The sequence below is a fragment of the bacterium genome (assembly GCA_021158245.1).
GTDB lineage: Bacteria > Zhuqueibacterota > QNDG01 > QNDG01 > QNDG01 > QNDG01.
In genome coordinates this window covers 1-19,033 of the sequence record JAGGVB010000100.1, presented here as the reverse complement: position 1 = coordinate 19,033, position 19,033 = coordinate 1, and the positions used below count along the sequence as shown (strand labels likewise).

16 protein-coding genes are annotated in these 19,033 nt (G+C 39.0%); 10 read left to right on the top strand and 6 right to left on the bottom strand.

Features of this window, described 5'->3' with window-relative positions; translation table 11 throughout:
- Window positions 1-2 precede the first annotated feature (2 nt).
- The 6 genes from J7K93_06035 to J7K93_06010 all read left to right on the top strand — a co-directional run bounded on the left by J7K93_06035 (window position 3) and on the right by J7K93_06010 (window position 8,207).
- On the top strand, window positions 3-1,352 hold the full coding sequence (locus J7K93_06035; GenBank protein ID MCD6116553.1) for an aminopeptidase P family protein: 1,350 nt from the start codon (window positions 3-5) through the stop codon (window positions 1,350-1,352).
- Between the two features lie 349 nt (window positions 1,353-1,701).
- Window positions 1,702-3,177, top strand: coding sequence for a peptidase M64 (locus tag J7K93_06030; GenBank protein ID MCD6116552.1), 1,476 nt, complete (start codon window positions 1,702-1,704; stop codon window positions 3,175-3,177).
- A 400-nt stretch (window positions 3,178-3,577) separates the two neighbouring features.
- Entirely contained in the window at window positions 3,578-4,636 is a 1,059-nt protein-coding gene (locus tag J7K93_06025; GenBank protein ID MCD6116551.1) for a proline racemase family protein, read from the top strand.
- Window positions 4,637-4,638: 2 nt separating this feature from the next.
- The gene (locus J7K93_06020; GenBank protein ID MCD6116550.1) at window positions 4,639-5,622 is read left to right on the top strand and encodes an ornithine cyclodeaminase family protein; all 984 of its coding nucleotides are present in this window, start codon (window positions 4,639-4,641) and stop codon (window positions 5,620-5,622) included.
- A gap of 62 nt (window positions 5,623-5,684) precedes the next feature.
- Window positions 5,685-7,181, top strand: coding sequence for a sodium:solute symporter family protein (locus tag J7K93_06015; GenBank protein MCD6116549.1), 1,497 nt, complete (start codon window positions 5,685-5,687; stop codon window positions 7,179-7,181).
- A 162-nt stretch (window positions 7,182-7,343) separates the two neighbouring features.
- On the top strand, window positions 7,344-8,207 hold the full coding sequence (locus tag J7K93_06010; protein ID MCD6116548.1) for a DUF4835 family protein: 864 nt from the start codon (window positions 7,344-7,346) through the stop codon (window positions 8,205-8,207).
- Between the two features lie 167 nt (window positions 8,208-8,374).
- Here J7K93_06010 and J7K93_06005 read toward each other — a convergent pair whose 3' ends face one another.
- From J7K93_06005 to J7K93_05995, 3 genes are all read right to left on the bottom strand, one after another.
- Window positions 8,375-8,692 (bottom strand): type II toxin-antitoxin system PemK/MazF family toxin, encoded by a 318-nt coding sequence (locus tag J7K93_06005; protein MCD6116547.1) that lies wholly within the window; start codon window positions 8,690-8,692, stop codon window positions 8,375-8,377.
- On the bottom strand, window positions 8,689-8,955 hold the full coding sequence (locus tag J7K93_06000; protein MCD6116546.1) for an AbrB/MazE/SpoVT family DNA-binding domain-containing protein: 267 nt from the start codon (window positions 8,953-8,955) through the stop codon (window positions 8,689-8,691). The genes J7K93_06005 and J7K93_06000 overlap by 4 nt, the downstream gene beginning before the upstream one ends.
- 486 nt (window positions 8,956-9,441) lie before the next feature.
- Window positions 9,442-10,842 (bottom strand): MBL fold metallo-hydrolase, encoded by a 1,401-nt coding sequence (locus J7K93_05995; protein ID MCD6116545.1) that lies wholly within the window; start codon window positions 10,840-10,842, stop codon window positions 9,442-9,444.
- Between the two features lie 197 nt (window positions 10,843-11,039).
- On the opposite strand from J7K93_05995, the gene ltaE reads away from it, so the two are divergent.
- The gene (ltaE, locus tag J7K93_05990) at window positions 11,040-12,068 is read left to right on the top strand and encodes a low-specificity L-threonine aldolase (GenBank protein ID MCD6116544.1); all 1,029 of its coding nucleotides are present in this window, start codon (window positions 11,040-11,042) and stop codon (window positions 12,066-12,068) included.
- A gap of 56 nt (window positions 12,069-12,124) precedes the next feature.
- Here ltaE and J7K93_05985 read toward each other — a convergent pair whose 3' ends face one another.
- The 3 genes from J7K93_05985 to J7K93_05975 all read right to left on the bottom strand — a co-directional run bounded on the left by J7K93_05985 (window position 12,125) and on the right by J7K93_05975 (window position 15,843).
- Window positions 12,125-14,896 (bottom strand): hypothetical protein, encoded by a 2,772-nt coding sequence (locus tag J7K93_05985; protein ID MCD6116543.1) that lies wholly within the window; start codon window positions 14,894-14,896, stop codon window positions 12,125-12,127.
- Between the two features lie 216 nt (window positions 14,897-15,112).
- Window positions 15,113-15,484, bottom strand: a complete 372-nt coding sequence (locus J7K93_05980) for a hypothetical protein (protein MCD6116542.1) — start codon at window positions 15,482-15,484, stop codon at window positions 15,113-15,115.
- A 68-nt stretch (window positions 15,485-15,552) separates the two neighbouring features.
- Entirely contained in the window at window positions 15,553-15,843 is a 291-nt protein-coding gene (locus tag J7K93_05975; protein MCD6116541.1) for a hypothetical protein, read from the bottom strand.
- Window positions 15,844-16,205: 362 nt separating this feature from the next.
- Between J7K93_05975 and J7K93_05970 the strand changes: the two genes are divergently transcribed.
- From J7K93_05970 to J7K93_05960, 3 genes are all read left to right on the top strand, one after another.
- Window positions 16,206-17,549, top strand: a complete 1,344-nt coding sequence (locus J7K93_05970; GenBank protein MCD6116540.1) for an MATE family efflux transporter — start codon at window positions 16,206-16,208, stop codon at window positions 17,547-17,549.
- A gap of 228 nt (window positions 17,550-17,777) precedes the next feature.
- On the top strand, window positions 17,778-18,596 hold the full coding sequence (gene cas6, locus J7K93_05965) for a CRISPR-associated endoribonuclease Cas6 (protein MCD6116539.1): 819 nt from the start codon (window positions 17,778-17,780) through the stop codon (window positions 18,594-18,596).
- Window positions 18,597-19,033, top strand: a 437-nt coding sequence (locus J7K93_05960; protein ID MCD6116538.1) for a YecA family protein, incomplete at its 3' end; no start/stop codon positions are given. It abuts the gene before it with no gap.

The window sequence follows — 19,033 nt, the reverse complement described above, 5'->3', positions numbered from 1 at the left end:
TTTTGAAACGTACCCTTGATTCCGGCATCCTGTTTTTCCCCGGTAATGGAGAGAGCCCGATGAATTATGCGGATAATACCTATCATTTCCGGCAGGACAGTACATTTCTCTACTACTGGGGAATTGACGATCCCGGTTTTGCTGCAGTTATTGATCTTGATTCCGGCGATGAAATTATTTTCGGCGATGATTTTACAATTGATGACATAATCTGGATGGGGCCTCAGGAAAAAGTTTCTGAAAAAGCGGAAAAAGCAGGAGTGAGCAAAACAAAAACAATGTACGACCTTGATGTAATGATGAAGGAGTGGGCTTCTTCAGGCAGAAAGATTCATTTCCTTCCCCAGTACAGGGCTGAAAATATAATTTTCATTTCAAACCTGATCAATATCCCGGTAAACGAAGTAAACAAAAATGTGTCTCCTGAGTTTATTAAAGCCGTTGCAGAGCAGAGAAATGTCAAAGCAGACGAGGAAGTACAGGAAATTGTCAAAGCACTTGATATAAGCTATGAAATGTACCGCCTTGCAATGAAGCTGACTAAACCCGGTATAAAAGAGTATAAGGTCTGTGGAATGGTTGAGGGAACAGTCGCCGCAAACGGAAGTTTTATTTCGTTCCCGGTAATATATTCTGTGCACGGAGAAACTCTGCACAACCATCATCACAATAATATTATGAAAGACGGAGACATTGTTGTGCTTGATTCAGGCGCTGAATCTCCTCTTCACTATGCGAGTGATATTACAAGAACATTACCTGTAAGCGGCAGATTTACTTCTGTTCAGCGCGATGTGTATTCTGTTTGTCTTAATGCTCAAATGGAAGCAATTGATATGATTAAGCCCGGTATTTTTTACAAAGATGTACACCTGCATGCTGCAAAAGTTATTACTCAGGGCCTGCAGGATATCGGTTTGATGAAAGGAGATGCTGACGAGAGTGTTGCTGCAGGAGCCCATGCTTTATTTTTCCCCCACGGACTGGGGCACATGATGGGGCTTGACGTTCATGATATGGAAAATCTCGGAGAGCAGTATATCGGCTATGGAGATGAGCTGGAAAGAAGTTCACAGTTTGGCCTGGCATTTCTGCGTCTCGGAAGGGCCTTAAAGCCCGGGTTTGTACTCACAGCAGAACCTGGTATATATTTTATTCCGGCATTGATAGATCAGTGGCAGAAAGAGAACAAGCTGACCCAGTTTATCAATTATGACAAGGTAAATGAGTTCAGGGGTTTCGGCGGTATCAGGATTGAGGATGATGTCCTTGTAACTGAACAAGGGCACAGGGTTCTCGGCAAACCCATTGCAAAGACAATTGAAGATGTGGAAAAGTGGTGTGCCGAATAGTCTTTAAATTTTGATTCTTCCGGGTTCTATTTGGAAGTGTTCATTGTATTTTCGGACGGAGATTTTCAGATGCCGGAGAAAGAATTCTCGATTCTGTCATACCCGTGAAAACGGGTATCCATGGGGGATGTGTGGAGGATTAGATGTACCACCTCCCGCCCTTAGATTCCCGCTAAAAACATGCGGGAATGACCCCATAAGAAGTGTTGGGGTGAAGATTTTAGAGATGCCTGATAGAAAAGAAAGATATTCAATATGTTCTATAATATCTTAAACTTGTTGTATAGACATGAAAAATTACCAACTCTTTCTCGGAAGAACCTAAAATTTTTAATACAGGAGATTCGAAATGTCAATTAAACGTTTGTTGTTTTTATTATTAATCCTCTGTACTTCCGTTGCGTCTGCACAGCAGCAATTTGTATTTGATGATTTTTTTGAAAACAGTACAATGAGAATTGATTATTGCCATTTTGGTAATGCTGAGCATGAGAGCATCTCAATTGACCATATCTACAAACAGGGAGAGTGGGCAGGGAACCCAAAATCATGCATTGATACATTCAACAACGGTGAATACTATATTAAAGTTTATGATGTAGCAACAAATAAAATGATATATTCAAAGGGATTTAATTCATATTTTGGAGAATACATAACAACAGAGCCTGCAAAAAAAGGAGATAAAAGAGTCTATTTTGAAACAGCTCTTATTCCCTGGCCTAAAAGCCCTGCGAGATTTGTGATTGAGAAGAGAGGGAAAGACTATTTTTACTATCCTCTGTTTGTTAAAAAAATTGTTCCGGGAGATTACCATATAATAAAAGAGAAACCTTCGGAAAATGTAAAAATAGTAAAAACCCTTGCAAATGGTGATCCGCACAAAAAGGTTGATATTGCTATAATTGCAGAAGGTTATACATTGAATGAGTATGGAAAATTCGCAGGCGATGTAAAAAAGTATACTGACCTGTTTTTTACTATTGAGCCATATAAAAATTACAGGAAGTCATTCAACATAACCGGAGTTTTTATCCCCTCTGAAGAGAGCGGAGTTGATGAACCGACAAAGAATATCTATAAAAGCAGTGTTTTTGATGCCAGTTTCAACGCCTTTGATACTCCAAGATATCTGCTGACTGAGAATTTATGGAAATGTAATGATGTTGCATCTGCCGTACCTCATGATATCTTTATTATAATGGTTAACAGCAGCAGATACGGAGGCGGCGGAATTTACAATTTTTACTCAATAAGTACAATTGACAATAAACTGAGCGATCATGTTTTTATCCATGAATTCGGCCATGCTTTTGCAGGGCTTGCAGACGAGTATTACTCATCACAAGTTGCATATACGGATTTTTACCCCAAGGGAACTGAACCCCAGGAACCTAATATAACTGCTCTTTTAAATCCGAAAACATTGAAGTGGAGGCAGTATCTTTCCAAAGGTATAGATATTCCTACAGACTGGGGAAAAACAGAGAGAGAAACACTATCGGCAGATATGTCAAATATTTATAAAGATATGAGACATAAAATTAACGAGATGAAGAAATCAGGAGCAGACCAGAAAAAAATTGATGAAGTAAAAGATTCATACAAAAAAAAGATAGATGCAAAAAAAGCCCAATTGGATAAAATCAGGAAGAAATATTCATATCTTAATGGCAAAGTCGGTGCATTTGAAGGTGCAGGCTACTCTTCGACAGGCCTTTATCGCCCGAGTATGGACTGCCTGATGAAATCCAATAAAGGCATGAAGTTCTGCAAGGTCTGTCAAAAGGCGATTGAAAGAATGATTCTTTATTATACAAGATAGATAGCGTCAGATTATAAGGAGAATGTTGATTAAGGATTTATGATTTCAGATGCCAGCAGGAAAAAGAATCAATTTTGTCATACCAGTCCCGATAGGATCGGGAGGTGTCCATGGGGGGAGAGGTAGAGGGTTTAAATATCCCCCACCCCTGGTTTCCCGCTAAAAACATGCGGGAAAGACACACCAAGAGACCTTTTGCGTCGGAGATTTTCAGATGCCGGACAGAAAAAGAGGATATGCAATATATTCGATAATATTTTGAATTTATTGTGTTTACTTAATTTAATTATGTGACAAATAGAAAGTTGATTAATGTTAAACTTGTTTTATAGAGATGAAAAATTGGCAATTTTTTCTCGGAAAAACCTAATTTTTAAATTAAAATAATAGGATTTTTCAAATGAAAGCTACTTCGGATACTGCGTCCCGAAAATTAGGTGAGTGGCAGGCTCCTGACAATTGGATAAAAATAAAAACCCTTGACATGCATACATGCGGAGAGCCTCTCAGGATTATTTACAGCGGGCTTCCTCCCATTGAGGGAGATACTATTCTTGAACGCCGAAGGTTCATGAAGGAAAATTTTGACTATCTGCGTACAGCGCTTATGTGGGAACCGAGAGGCCATGCAGACCAGTACGGCTGCATTCTGTCTGCGCCTGTATCACAAGATGCTGATTTCGGAATAATGTTTCTGCACAATGAGGGATACTCCACAATGTGCGGCCATGCAATTATTGCAATAACAAAGGCGGCAGTAGAAACAGGGATTGTCAATCCTGTTGAACCTGTAACAGAGGTAAAAATAGATTCCCCTGCAGGGCTTATAACTTCCTTTGCAAGGGCGTCAAAGGGAAAGGTCAGCAGTGTGTTTTTCAGAAACGTACCATCTTTTGTCCTTGCTCTTGATGAAGAAGTTGATGTCCCGGGAATGGGCAAAGTCAGGTATGACATTGCATTCGGAGGAGCTTTTTATGCGTTTGTGCACGCTGCGGATCTGGGCCTTTCAATGGAATCCGGATACTACAGAGATCTCATAGAAAAAGGTATGGCAGTAAAGCGTGCTGTAATGCAGGCACGGGAAATTGTTCATCCCTTTGAAAAAGATTTGAGCTTTCTCTACGGTACAATCTTTACAGGGCCTTCCGTAAGCAGAGATGCTGATTCCAGAAATGTCTGCATTTTTGCAGAAGGCGAAGTTGACAGAAGCCCCACAGGTACGGGAGTAAGCGCGAGAATGGCTCTGCACTATGCCCGCGGAGAAATCGGAATTAACAAGCCGATGGTAATAGAGAGCATTCTCGGAACGAAGTTCACAGGCAGAGTCTATTCGGAAACAAGTTTCGGCCCTTATCAGGCAGTTATTCCTGAAGTGGAAGGCACTGCTTTTATTACAGGCAAAAATGAATTTGTAATTAATCCTGACGATTCATTAAAACACGGATTTATCCTGAGATAAAAATGACAAAGATACGGTTTTTATCAGCAGAAGATATCAGCAGTATATTTTCAATGAGAGATGCAATTGATGCGGTACAGGAAGGATTTACTGCACTGTCATCAGGCAGGGCAAATGTGCCTCTTAGAACACACATGGAAATTGAAAGCCATTCAGGCACAGCTCTTTTTATGCCTGTTTATATTGACGGATTAAAATATTTTGGGCAGAAAGTCGTCAATATTTATCCTGAAAACAGAAAACACGGTTTAAATGCAATTCATGCACTTGTTTCTCTGTTTGATGTAAAAACTGGCAAACCGGCTGCAGTGATGGACGGGGAGTATCTGACTGCAATGAGAACAGGAGCTGCATCAGGGCTGGCTGCTGATCTGCTTGCGAAAAAAGATGCTGACACGCTTGCAGTTATTGGTGCCGGAGTACAGGGAAGAACTCAGATTGAAGGTGTGTGTGCGGTCCGCTCCATAAAACGAGTGTATGTATTTGATTCCGATAACAAAAGAGCTGAAGAATTTGCGCATGATATAATGAAAAAGGCAGGGATAGAGACAATCCCTTCAAAAAGCAGGAGAGACCTGAAAAATTGTAATGTAATCTGTACTGCAACAACATCCCGTAATCCTGTTTTTTCCGATGATGAAATATCAGAGGGAGTTCACATTAACGGGGTGGGATCCTACAAGCCTGATATGCGTGAAATCCCTGCAGAAACAATTGTAAGATCAAAGGTAATTGTTGACAGCAGGCAAGCCTGTCTTAAAGAGGCGGGAGATTTGATTCAGCCTATAGCAGAAGGAGTGTTTTATCCTGAGAGAATATACGGAGAAATAGGAGAAATTGCATCCGGTATAAAAAAAGGCAGAGTGTCCGATACGGAAATAACTCTATTTAAATCTGTCGGTAATGCAGTTCAGGATATTGCTGCTGCAGATGCTATTATGAAAAAAGCAATAGAGCTGGATGCAGGAGTGGAGATTGAGCTGTAATTCAACTTACAATTTTAAAGGCAAATAGTAGAAACATGTAACCCTAATCTGTGGAGGAGTGTATGAACCTGTACATTATTATTATTTTTATCTATCTTGCGGTTCTGACAGTTATGAATTTTATTAAATCCCGCAAGGTCAAGACCCAGGACGATATGATGGTTGCAGGCAGGTCAATATCCATGACAAAGATGGTTTTTACTCTTATCTGTACATGGATTGGCAGCGGCACCTTTATCGCTGGTGCTGAATTTGCTGCAAAAGCGGGCTGGAGTGCTTTGTGGCAGCCTGTAGGTGCCTGGATTGGTATTATAATTATATATTTTCTTGCTGCACGGATTCGTACATTCGGCCAGTACACAGTAGGGGATATTCTTGAAGTCAGGTACGGGCCCATTGCAAGAATTGTGGGAGCATTTGCTATATTCGTGAGTTTTGTAGTAATCGTAAGTTATCAATTCAAAGCAGGCGGATTTATACTTAATGCCATATCAGACGGTTCAATTCCCATAGATCAGGGTACTTTTATGGCATTTGCTTTTGTTACTCTTTTTACTGCAATAGGAGGAATGATAGCTATTGCAAATACAGATCTTCCCAACGGAATAATAATAATGGCATCAACTGTTATTGCAACACCCTTTGTTATGATGACTGCAGGAAGCTGGTCAACTATCCATTCAATTCTGCCTGCGTCTCATTTTCAGGTGTTCAGCCAGGCATTCGGAGGTAACCCCTATTTAAAAATTCCTGCAATCGGCCTTTCCGGCCTGCTTCTGCTTCTTGGTGTTCAGAGTATGTACCAGAAGTTTTACAGCGCACGCAATCCGGCAGAGGCCAAAAGAGCGGCTGGTATATGGGTAATAGGGACAATGATTATTGAGTTTGTAGTAATTGTTATGGCAATTTATGCATCAGCACACTTTTGGAAAGAGATTCAGGCAGGAACTATTGACCCTGCATCTGTAATAATTCAGGCTGCAAAAAAGATGGTTCCTCTGCCTGTAGGTGTTCTTCTTCTCGGGGCAGCAACAGCGGTTGTTATATCGACCGGTATGAATTATCTGCTTTCTCCGACAACAACTCTTATCCATGATATTTACCAGCGTTTTTTAAGGCCGCAGGATAAAAAAGATAAGACAAATGAAAAGTCAATGATTATTCTGCAGAAGGTTATGATACTTTTTGTGGGTATATTTGCGTATCTTCTCGCAACACAGATGTCGAGTGTGCTTGAAAATGCGTATTTTGCATATACTATTTACGGTGTTGCAATAACTCCGGCACTTCTTGCTGCACTAACTTCAAAAAGAGTTACCAGAATGGCAGGGATTGTATCAATAGTTTCAGCTACTTTTATTACAGTTTTTTTAAAGCTTGCAGGGTATATCTGGCCCTCAATTATGGTCCCTTACGGAAATCCCAATGCAGATCCCTTTGGCGTTCCGATTATATTCTGGGCCCTTCCTGTTTCTCTTCTCAGCCTGCTTATTGTTTCCATGTTTTCAAAGAAACCGGAAAAAGAGGTGCTTGCAAGATTCTTCCCTGACGAAAAGTAGTAATTTACATTTAGTATAATGGTTTCAGGCTGTCCTGGTTAATCGGACAGCCTGTTTTATTCTAATATTCAGCCAAAATGTCTGATTAAGAAACTTGACAATATTGAATAAAAGATTATATTATAAATACAGTTGTCAAATTGCCTTTTATAGGAGGATGATATGAGATTCCCAAAATTATTTACATCAGGAACTGTTAAGATTCTATCGGGGATCATTTTGGCTGCGCAGTTCGGGTTTTCTTCTGCAAACGCTCAGCAGATAGAATCTACTGTTAAGATTCTGCTGGAACGGCTTCCTCTTGAGAAGCAGAGAAAATTAAAAAATTTTAGTGACGCAATAGAGAATTATCTGAATGATTATGATTGGACAGGCAACAGTGATGATCATTTTAATATTACCACTCAGATTTTTCTTCAGGACATGAGCGTGAACTACGAGGACAGATACTACGGCACTTTTGTAATTTCCAATAACTCAGATATACAATTCTATGATAAGTACTGGAGATTTCCATATCAGGCAGGTGATCCGATATTCCACGATGAAACTCAGTACAATCCTTTTACTGGATTTCTGGATTTTTATGTTAATCTTGTTTTGGGAAGTGAATATGACAAGTTCGGGAAGTTTATGGGAACTCCATTTTTTGAAAGAGCCAAACATCTTGCAACCCAGTCTTCCTATGATGTCCAGTTTAATAAGGGCTGGAAAGAGAGGACAAAGTTAATTGATTATATCTTAAGTGATGATAACAAGCCTTTTAGAGAGGTTAAGGATGCTTATTTTCTTGGACGTACATATTTGGGAGAAGAGGACTCAACTGCAAAAAAATACTGCAGGAAGGCTCTTTTTATGCTTGAGGATGTAGTTGCAAAGAACAAGCTGAAAGATATTGTAAAACATTTTATTGAGGCCCATCATCTGGAATTTATAGATATGTTTAAGGATGACCCCGAAGTTATGGATTTGATGATAAGGATTGATCCGGACAGGGCTGCTGTTTACAGAAAATATGCGGAATGATATTATGCTGCTGCAGACTCATGCAATCAAGACTGTATTTCTGAGGCCGATTTTATAAAATTTGGATCAAGGTAATATTTACAGAATGATTTAAATGTTAATCAGCTTTAGTAACTGCTTACATGTTGTTTGTTAAAGCGATTAATCTTTATAAACCAAATTACGGCCTAAAACGAGAACATTTCCTGAAGTATTTGAATTATTTCATATTGTGATTTGTCATCAATAATGCCAAGCTTTTTTATTAATCTGATTTTATCAACAGCACGAATTTGATCTAAAACTATTTGGCCTTTTGTACCTCGAAAAACGCAGGTAACCCTGGAAGGATAATTTCTTAAATGGGATGTCATTGGAGCCACGATTACAGTTGAGATATAGTCATTCATTTCATCAGGAGAAATTACTAAACAGGGACGAGTCTTTTTAATTTCTTTACCTATTGTAGGGTCAAGGTTAATCAGGTATACATCAAATCGTTTCATTCACTTTCCCATATCCATTCGTCTCTATCCCAAGAGGTTTGAAAAACAATTTCATTGCCATCCAATAACTGATCGTCAGATTTTAAATGCATTCTCTGGAATGATTCACGCCAGCTGCTTCTGGGGCGATGAATTGGTTTCAAGACGATACGATCACGATCTACTTCTAAATCTACTTCATCATCAATGCCGATTTGATGTAGAATAACCTTTGGTAGCCTTATACCACGTGAATTTCCTATTTTTATGATTTTTGTTTTCATAGATAAATGTAATTACATTGTAGTTATTATGCAAGTATTTTTTAAAAAATATTTGTCAGGGTTATATGTTATTTTATTTCTGTGGATGCAGGTACGTTTAATATTTTGGTATTTTTCTTAATATCAACCATCACATCCCACCACTTCAAATATCCACATTTAAAAACAATGTTTCACAGCCCAAATTTTTTAATCATTTTAAAACACGGTTTGCCTCGCCGCTTAAATCGAAAATATTAATTTTATATTAATAAGTCAAAAAATTTTCATATTAAAAAGACCCAAAAAAATTTTAAAACCTCAAAGGTCTTGACACTTCATACTGTAAATTTGAAATTTTAAATTTATTCCTATTTACCCATACTCTCCTACATTCCCCCAGATAATTCCATATTCCCCCAAATTCTCCCACATTTCCCTATGCTGTCCAATATTCTTCTATACCTATATACCCTTATACCTTCTCAACGGGCTCCCGGATAATTCTCAAGCAAGCTCTATTTTTTCTCCTCTTACAGGAATTGTAATATTTTTAAATCCTGTATTCTCCATTTCCGAACCAAGATTAGCTGCAGCTTCTTCTTCCCCGTGTACGATGATAACTTTTTTCAGTCTTGATTTGTCAAGCTGGTTAAAGTATTCGAGAAGTTCGTTTTTGTCAGCATGAGCACTGAATCCGTTTGTAATTTTTACTTCTGCGTTAAGCCTGTACTCCTCACCGTAAATTTTAACAGCCGGATTTCTCTCTACCAGCCTTCTTCCGAGTGTGTTTGCAGCCATAAACCCTACAATCAGAATACTGTTTTTGGGATCCTCAATGTTGTTTGCAAGGTGGTGCAGAATTCTGCCGGTTTCGCACATGCCGGATGCGGAGATTATAATGGCAGGTTCTTTGGAAGAGTTCAGTTTTTTGGAGTCCTCCACATGCCTTATGTATCTGAGCCTGTAAAATCCAAAGGGATCCTGATGGTTATCTAAAAATTCGTCTCTTGTCTCCTTATCATAACATTCCGTATGAAGCCTGAAAATTTCGGTTATATTTACACTTAAGGGGCTGTCAACATAAATGGGAATTTCAGGAAGGGTTCCTTCATTAAAAAGTTCGTGTAAAAAGTAAACAAGCTCCTGTGTTCTGCCCACGGAAAATGCAGGTACAATAATTTTTCCGCCTCTTTCTACAGTCCGGTTTATTAGGTCTTTTAAACTCTCTTTCATGCGGACAATATCTTCGTGCTCTCTGTTTCCGTATGTTGATTCTGTTATGTAAAAATCGGCCTGGTTTATATATTCCGGATCTCTTATTACTGGCAGGTTCTTTCTGCCCATGTCTCCTGTAAAAAGGATTCTGTAAGATTTGCCGTTTTCTTCCACATCCAGAACAACCATTGCTGACCCGAGAATGTGCCCTGCATCAAAAAATGTTAGTTTTACATTCTTTGTAATATAGAATGGCCTGTGGTATCCGATTCCTACAAAATGGGGCAGAGCTGATTCTGCATCTGTCATTGTGTAAATCGGCTCAATTGAAGGCAGGCCCTTTTTTTTATTTTTCTTGTTTATGTACTCCGCGTCTTTCTGCTGAATGTATGCAGAATCCCGCAGCATCACATTTGCAAGGTCCTGAGTTGCATGGGTGGAAAATATATTTCCGTCAAATCCTTTTTTAACAAGCAGGGGAATATTTCCGCTGTGGTCAATGTGAGCGTGTGAAAGAACCATTGCTGTTAAGGATTTGGGATCAAAGGGCAGTTCACTGTTGCGCTCAAAAGCCTCTTTTCTGTGGCCCTGAAACAGGCCGCAGTCCAGCAGGATTTTATCGGATCCTACTGTTAAAAGATGCATGGATCCTGTTACTTCTCTTGCAGCGCCGAATATTTGTATGTCCATTTTACCTCCTGCTTCTATGAGATGTCAATTGAATAAAGAGTGACCGTAATAATAAATTTCCATAATCAGCCTCCGGTTTCTTGTATAACATAAAATATATCAAACGGGTTATTTAAAGTCAAGGCAGATAGGTTATTATACTTGATTTTTTATTCAAATATGTTTTAATTGTATTAATTTAGATTCTGGAGGCAAAAATGATAGCAGATTTGAGAAGTGATACATTTACAAAACCCGGTAAAGAGATGCGTCAGGTTATGGCAAATGCAGAAGTGGGAGACGATGTTTTCGGGGAGGATCCCACTGTAAACAGACTGCAGGAAAAGGTTGCGGAAATGACAGGCAAGGAGGCAGGCCTTTTTGTTGCATCAGGTACAATGGGAAATCAGGTTGCGGTAAACACATTAACTCAGCCCGGGCAGGAGGTTATTCTTGATGCGGAAGCGCACATATTTTTCTATGAAGCGGGCGCACCTGCTCTGCTTTCAGGCGTTCAGCTCAGGCCTGTTAAATCTGCAAACGGTATCTTAACTGCAGAAGAGATTGAACCTGCAATAAGGCAGGACAATATCCACTTTCCCCCGACCTCACTAATATGTCTTGAAAACACATTAAACAGGGCTGGCGGAAAGATTTTTCCTCTTGAGAAAATAAAAGAGATCAGAGCGCTTGCTGACAAGTATGGAATTAAAATGCACCTTGACGGAGCAAGGCTGTGGAATGCTTCTGTTGCCACAGGTACGGCTTTAAAGGAATTTGCAAAGTATTTTGATACTGTTTCCATGTGCTTTTCCAAAGGCCTTGGTGCACCGGTAGGTTCAATTGTAGTGGGAGATTCAAAAACGATTGACAGAGCAAGAAGATACAGAAAAATTTACGGCGGAGGCATGCGCCAGGCAGGCATTATAGCGGCAGGAGCCTTGTATGCTGTTGAGAATAATTTTGACCGTGTTGCAGAAGATCACAAACACGCAAAAATTCTTGCGGAAACAATAAACTCCCTTAATGGTTTTGAAGTTGATCTTGACAGCGTTCAGACAAACATAGTAATTGTAACAGTCACTCACGAGAGGTTGAATGCTCAGGATGCTGCAGACATGCTTGCGGAAAAACACGTTCTTGTTCTCGCTCTCGGCGAGAGAATGCTGCGGCTGGTGACACATCTCGATGTTTCAAGAGAAGAGGTTTTTTATGCAGCAGATGTTTTAAAGGAGCTGTTCGGATAGATTTGCACTTTGTACCAACCTCCCAAGTACTCAGGAGGTAGGGGATGGCGTTTTTGTCAGTTTAATAAAATTTTAATCCCGAACCGGATTTCACGGGGGTGTCCGTACAGGTCTCCTCCGTGGGCTCTGGCAAAGTGCTGTCTGTGCCCGTTGTTAACAATATTGTAAAATGTAAAATATTCATCAGGGTAATATTGTTTTAAAAAGGAATAATATTTTTGCAGATAACCGTCGGAACCTGCAGAACCGGTACGCCAGTAAACGTGAAGAATGTTTTTTCTGTTAAACAGGTTGTGGGCATAAATATATGCAGACATTCTGATACTGCCTATGTAAAAAGGTTTTTCAATTTTTGCGTCAAAAGTATATACTGCAGGAGTAAGAATTTCCGCAATTCTGCTGCTTCTGCACCGCGGGTCATAATCCAGAAGCATTCCTCCGAGGTCGGAAGTGTTGCTGCATGAGCAGACACAACCGTCCCACACGGAAAAGCTGTGTCCGCTGCTGTACTGAAGCAGCATTGAAGCAGTTATATTTCTTACAGGTATCGGCGCATTCCTTCCTGATTTGTAGCTGCACAGAAGATTGAGCCTTTGAGGCTGATTATATTCTAAAGGCCGAAGAACTGCAGTGTGAGGATTTTCATCATAATCATTTTCATCATACCAGACAGACATAGGATAGGTCGATGTACCAGTTACCTGTGAAATTGTATAATTGCCTTTTAATAAAAGACCGTTTTTGTAAAAAGTTCCTGAGATTTCAAGCCCTTTGCTGCTTAAAATCCCCGTGTTTTTGAGAATGGGGTATTTCTTCCGAGAAAATTCCTGAAGCAGTGTGTTTTGGTGTCCGTATTCGAGAAGATTTGAAGATATCGAACTGTATGCTGTTACTGAACCTGAAAAACAGGAAGAAATCATGCCTGTTATACCTGCTTCTGTCTGTGTGGTTGTTGCTGCGCTGGCATAGGGCCCCTGTACATTAAAATGCAGATAGCCGTCATATACATAGTCCATCAGCCGGTATCTGCTTGTATAAATGTTTTTAAACTGCGGCATCTGAGCGTATTTTCCCCATGAGACATGCATCTGTATTTGAGAAGAAGGCGTTAATGTCATTCGGATACGGGGCTGAAAAAAGGTTTGGGCCTTGGCATTTGTAAATTTATCCTCGTTCTGAAAATAGCGGCCCAGTCTGTATATAGGTTCCGGCGGCATCTTTGGATCCGGAAAAACAAGAGCGTGTGTACTGAATCTGTCCATACGAAGGCCTGCATAAATTTCCACAATATCTTTTTTATAAGCATCTTCAATGTATGCGTAAATTGTAACAGGCCTGCGGGGGCCGTCAAATGCCATTGTGCTTTTATCTGTGGGATTTCCAAGTCCGTCGTATCCGAAGGTTGTTACATATTCGTTGATCCCAATACCTTTTTCTCCTGAGATGTCTGTTGATTTGTCAATATATTCCGAATACAGGTAGTTGCACAGGCCTGCAACATTGGATTTGATATTCCGGTCATAACCCTTGATAGAATAGATTCTTACTGTTCTCTTATCAAAACCTGTTCCGGTTTTGAAAAGATGGGCTCCTTTTTTCAGCTCAGCATCTATTTTGAGTGAAAACCCTGTTTCCTGCTGTTTTTGGAAAAATGTGATATCGTCTCCGGGAACATTAAAAATAAAACCAAAAGACGTATAAAACAGATAAGGTGATTTAAAATATCCTTTTTCTTCCCCGTGGTACCTTACATTTATACCTTTTTGTGCAATTGCAGCGCTGTCAGCATAAAGTAAAAAATCATCGCCGAATAAGGGATCGACCTGCTGAAGAAAATCAGAAAAGAGATTTATTTTTAATGAACCTGTAAAAAATCGGGAGGGTTTATAAAAATTCTGTATAGATACAAGATAAGATTCCTTTTTTATAAGAGGGATTCTGCCGGTGTTAAACAGATTCATTACAGGATACCTGTTGATTGATTTCTTCTCATTAGAGTAAAGCCCAATCAGATTGATAAAAAAGGGTTTAAAATCAGCGGAAATCTTTGCCTGCAAATCATATTTATCTGACCCTGCTGCAGGTATATTTCCAGGTTTGACATGAATTGTATCTGTACCGAAAAACTCTTTGAATTCCCGGGGGTTGTCATAATAATCCGGTTCTCTCATTACGGATTTATCTGCTGTAAATGTAAAACCGTCCCAGAATTTTCTGAAATGGTCGTCAAAGTGCAGAAATCTGCCTGCAGCAAAAAAACGGATTTTATCAGTAATAACAGGGCCGCTTACGGTTCCCGTAATATTTTTAAATCCGTAAGAATAGGTGCCCATTTTCTTTTGGTACAGCGGTGTAAATCCGTCAGATTCCGCAGACATTGAAATTCTGAACTTTTCAGTTCCTGTTCTTATGTGCTGATAAAACAGAGCAGGAGAAGAAGATGCAGAAGCGCCTGGATCTTTATCAAGCCCCATTGATTTTAGAGCTTCGGGCAGAACAAAAAACATGGGCTCTCCTGTAAACCCGGACCTGACATTGATTCCGTCAATGGAATATCCGACCTGATCGTGCCTGCTGCCGCGCACATGGACCCACCTGTCCCATCTGTAGGTCTGTTCAACAACTCCGCTGAACAGGGAGAAATATTTATGATAGGAATCGCGGAAAGGAAAAAGGGAAATGTTTTTTTGTGTAAAAGAGTCGTAATGCAGCTCTTTTTTCAGAGAATCCGGATGTGCAGTAAAAGCTATACTTCCCGTTGTTGTGATAACAGAAAGCAGTACAGAGATGAAAAATCCACCCAATCTATTTTGGCTGTGAAAAGGCATAATTACTCTCCTGTGATAAACCATATCTATTCTTTTTGCCTTAACTGGAAAAGGATTTGTCTGTTTGGGAATTTATCAAATATTAATATGTTAATATGAAAGGATAACCAATCAATATCCCCCTGCATTATAAATTGTTTTTTAAAAATATCCTTAACAGATAATGCTTAAATTTAAAATACAAAAATAAATAAAGCAAGTAAATAATGTATTGAATTAGAAAATAACTGCGGCAACCGCACCTGCAATTAAAAGGGAGAGGAGTGTTCTTTCTGCCCAGATTATTACTATTTTTCCAACTGATATTGGAATATCAGTAGCAAGAATACATGGTATTGAAGCTGAAAAGAAAAGTATGGAAGATACTGAAGTGACAGCAATTGTGTATCTTGCTGCAATTGACGCTTTTGATATAAGCAGTGCAGGAAGAAACATTTCTGTAATACCTACAGCAGCAGCTTTCCCGATTATTACAGATTGGGGTATACCGAGTATTTTAGGAATGGGATAGAAAATATAACCTGTAATATCAAACAATGGGGTGTATTTTGCAAGCAGGAGCCCCAACGAACTAAAAAAAACTTCCATTTGAGACACTGCTTCTTATCTGTTTTAAATGTCAGTTTTTTTATCATTCGAAGCGGAATAATCTGATATTAATTTTTCGGCCGTATCAGAGCTTCTGCCTGATCAAACATGTTAGGGTAAATGTTAACAGGCACTTTTTCTTTGCCAAGGACACTGGCTATTTTATGCCGCGCGCACATTTCATAAGTTCCGTTGCAGAACTGTTCTTTATACATTTTGTCCAGGGTGCCGCCGGTAGTTATCATTTTGTTGAAAAAGGGGCATCGATCAATAAATTCACATTTGGCCATTATTCGTCTCTCTCGTGGATTCTTCATTCCTGTGCGAATTCGTCTTTTTTTTACTGTAGAAGTGGTCATATCAGCACCCTTTTGCTTTGTCTTTTACATTTAATCTTACTGCAAAGAGCGTGCCTGGTTTGCTAACTTGAAATCTGTAAAGAACTCGTATTTTTCAGGCAGATAATGCATCCCCTGCCGGAAAAGATTTCTTGTTATTAAGTATTTCAGTTAATTTAAAAATTGAAATAAATGATGCAAGTAAAATTTATAAAAATTTAACTTTTTATTGGTTTTTTTACAATGCAGATGAATTTTCTTGATTAGCCCCTGATTTTGATGTACATTGATCGAAGTAAAATTGAGTTATAAATTATCAAAATTCATTTTTCCTGGTTAGTAAACAGGCTGCCATTTTTTATAATACAAGGGATTTGTTTTTTATGCTTCAGAGCAGAGATAAAATTATCAACAGGTCTCCTATGTCCGGGCTTCTTTTTCTTGCAATCCCTGCTGTTTTTTCCAGCCTGTTTTATATAATATTTGAGATTGTTGATATGTTCTGGGTCGGCCGACTCGGGGCCTATGCTGTTGCAGCCTTAAGCGCAGGCAGTTTTTATGTATGGATGCTCCGGGCTCTGGCTCAGACAGTTGCAACAGGTGCTCTTGCAATGGTAGCGAGAAGAAGCGGAGAGATGGATAAGCAGGGAGTTGTTAAAACAGCATCTGCTGCAATTATCTCTTCAGTAATTCTGTCAATAATTACAATGATTGTTTTTTCTGCAGCAGCAGAACCTGTCTTCAGATTAATCGGAATAGAAAAGTCCATTGCTGAGAATGCAACAAAATACGCACAGATTTTTCTGTCCGGTATGTTATTTGTCTATTTAATGGTAACAGAGGAGCATATCATAAGAGGTATGGGCAACACCCGCGTACCAATGATGATTACAGGCTTTTCTCTGCTGCTAAATGCAGGCCTGGATCCCATATTCATTTTTCATTTTAAAATGGGTTTTCAGGGTGCTGCTGTTGCAACTGTGATTTCTCACGCAGTAGGATCTGTTTTAATGACAATTGCTCTTTTTATTATGCTCCCTGATTTGAAAAAGAACAGGTACAGCCTTAACAGAGACTTTTTTAAAAAGTACTTTTTCCCCATGGTCAAAATAGGCGCTCCTGTATCTTTCAGCAATACAATGTTTGCGGCAGTATATCTTGTGCTTGCAGGTATCATATCTCATTTCGGCAGTGACCCTCTTGCTGCCATAGGAATAGGCCACAGAATAGAGTCTTTGCCATACTTTGTTGCTTTTGGATTTGCAATGGGAACAGCTACAATGGTAGGCCAGAACCTGGGAGCAGGGCAGCCGCAGAAGGCAAAGGAGTCCGTTTTTCTTGCATTAAAATTGGTCTCTGCAATACTGCTGCTGGCATCTGTGATATTTTTCTTTTTCCCCGGGTATTTCTACAGATTTTTTATAAATGATATTGAAGTTATAAATTACGGTAAAAGCTATCTTAAATTCATCGCAGTATTCGAAGTATTTCTTGCTTTGGAAGTTGTGCTTGAGGGAGCATTTTCAGGAGCAGGCGATACCAAACCTCCCATGATAATAATTTTTTCTCTTACACTGCTTAGAATTCCCCTTGCCTGGTTTTTCAGTATTGCCCTTAATCTCGGTGTGTGGGCAGTGTGGGCTGTAATTTCAGCTACTACCTTTTTTAAAGGGATTTTAATGCTGTTCTGGTTTAATAAAGGCAGGTGGATGGAGAAGAAGGTGTAAATTTAGAGTGTTAATAAAGAATAATAAAATAAAACTTGACATTCTGCTTTTATTTGATTAAAATGTTTTTGTAATAGAAGATTGTATATAAGCCTTATAATTTTGTTATAAATATTTTTTATACTGCAAAGAATGGGAGAGGGAAAAGTTGTATGATTTAGCTTATACTCTTAGATAAGATTATAAGTAATCAGTATGTTGATAAGCTCCAAAAGGGCAGTTAAAGACATGAGAATAAAATTATCTCTTCGTGCTCATGATTCCGGGATTGTAATCCCTTACAATTACCAGTACTATCTCTCTTCAGCTTTATACAGAATACTTTCCAGATCTTCAAATACATATTCCGAATTTCTTCATCAAAAAGGATATTTAGGGCCTGACGGCAGGCTGAGAAAATTGTTCACTTTCTCAAAACTGTTTTTTAATAAGAGAATCAGTAAAAACAGGTTTGGATATAAATGTGATTCCGGCTGCGAAATATGGCTTTTTGTATCAAGCCCTATGCTGCATGATTTTGTTCAGCATTTTGTAACAGGCCTTTTTGAAGATCAGGTTATCAGAATTGATAAAACTCTGTTAAATGTCTATCAGGTTGAGTCAGTTGCAGGCCCGGAATTTTTTGATGAGATGAAATTTATATGTTTATCTCCTGTTGTTATTAAAAGCGTTATTCTGACAAGTACGGGAAAGAAAATATACTACTACAGGCCTCTTGACGACGGGCTTTCCGAAGCAGTCAGATTATCTGCAATAAATAAATACAGAACAGTCAATAACCAATATCCGGAAAACGAAAACCTTGAATTTATTGTTGATAAGAATTACATCAAGAAAAGAGGCGGGCAGGAACATGTGGCGAAACTTGTTACTGTAAAAGAGAGGACGAGAGAGGAGACAAAAATTAAGGGGTTTGAAGTGCCTTTTACATTAAGAGGATCAATTGAATTAATCAAAAATATCTACGAGTGCGGAATAGGAGACCAGTGCAGCATGGGATTTGGGTGTGTGGAGGTGGTTAAAAATTCAAATAAAAGAGGAGGATAAATGTTCGATAATGAAGAGATGTTAAACTTGAATGAATTGGAAGATGCTATTTTAAACATTAATGAGGATGCACTTACCATACCTGAAATACACGGGTTTTTAACTGCAATACTTATATGCCCTGATTTTATACCTCCCAGTATATGGCTTCCCAAAATTTTTAACAGAGAAAATGAAATGCCTGAATTCCGCTCTGACGAAGAGGCACAATATGTAACAAACGGCCTTTTGGCATTCTATAATAGCATAAATGAAGAGATTGATGATTATCCGGATCCCATTTTCCCTGTATTGGGAAAAAGTAAAAATGCAAAACCTGATCCATGGCTGTGGTGTTCGGGATTTATTACTGGCATAAATCTTGATGAGGATGCATGGTTTGGATCTGAAGATGAATATTTTTTGACCCTGATTTTTCCGATTTATTATTGTTATGA